Source organism: Bacillus sp. MYb56 (genome assembly GCF_002976445.1).
GTDB lineage: Bacteria > Bacillota > Bacilli > Bacillales > Bacillaceae_G > Bacillus_A > Bacillus_A mycoides.
The window spans coordinates 1-1,047 of record NZ_PCOH01000132.1 but is presented as its reverse complement, the minus strand read 5'-3'; the positions used below and the strand labels follow the sequence as shown (position 1 = coordinate 1,047).

Genomic DNA, 1,047 nt, shown 5'->3' with positions numbered 1-1,047 from the left:
GTTTCTTTTGTAACACATTATAAGGTGTGTTTTCTTCCGCTGATACTTGTGTTTGAATACTTCCAAATGATAAGGCCATTGTACTAATACCGAGTATCATTTGAGTAAATTTTGATTTCTTGTTCATAACATTTCCTCCATTTATAAATTACATTTAAAAAACTAATTATTATCATAAAATATTTTAAAATGCAATATTTCTTTGGTATTTCTGTACACAGCGATACCATATCAAAAAAAGAAATTGATATGTTTAGACATAATTTGAACAAAAAAAGCACTCTAATGAGTATCGAATGAGTGCCTTTCTGTGGTTTATAATCTTATTTTTTAAATTAAAATTGAATATGCTAAATGATAAACACTTTGTAAATAACTTGAGCCTACTGATTTAATACGACCAGGTTCATTGTAGTAATATAGATCAACTAGATCATATCTGTATGTGAATCTACCAGAGTAAGAATAGTCATCTCTATATGCTAGTGATAATGAAGCTGATCCTGATTGTCTGTTTTTACCTAGATGTAAGAATTAATAAAATATCTACTGCGTAATCCTATGCTTCTCTTAATTTAGATTCATGCAACCTCTCTCTTTCTTTTATCATTTTTACAAGAATGCAAAAGATGAAATTATACTGTACATTGCTTATACTTTTTGAAATAAAATCACCTTCGGTATGTACATCTTAGTTTAAATACATTTCAATTTACTTTCATAAATGTTACAAAAGTCTTTCATTGATTTAAAAGACTTTTAGATTTCTAAAATAGACTTATCAAACAAGACTTCCACATCAAGATTCAGAGAGAAACAAAGAAGATGGGTGGGGGATGAAGCCCCCACTGTTAGAAATTTCACTGTATAACATAAATAACTTTTGTTATGTGTAAATGTATTTGTTATTTGTTATTCACGTACGTATCAAACCATAAATGAATATATCCAGCTGTAATACGCTGTGCTTCCATTAAACGTTTTCCTGTTACCGGTGTTACTTCAGCACGCCATTTGTCAGCAGAGTCTTGTGATACCGCTGCTTTT

The 1,047-nt window shown here is 29.6% G+C and carries 1 pseudogene; it reads right to left on the bottom strand.

The annotated features are described in order from the left end of the window. Nucleotides 1-905: 905 nt before the first annotated feature. A pseudogene (locus CQ058_RS31375) lies at nt 906-1,047 on the bottom strand (phospholipase); the annotation flags it as partial.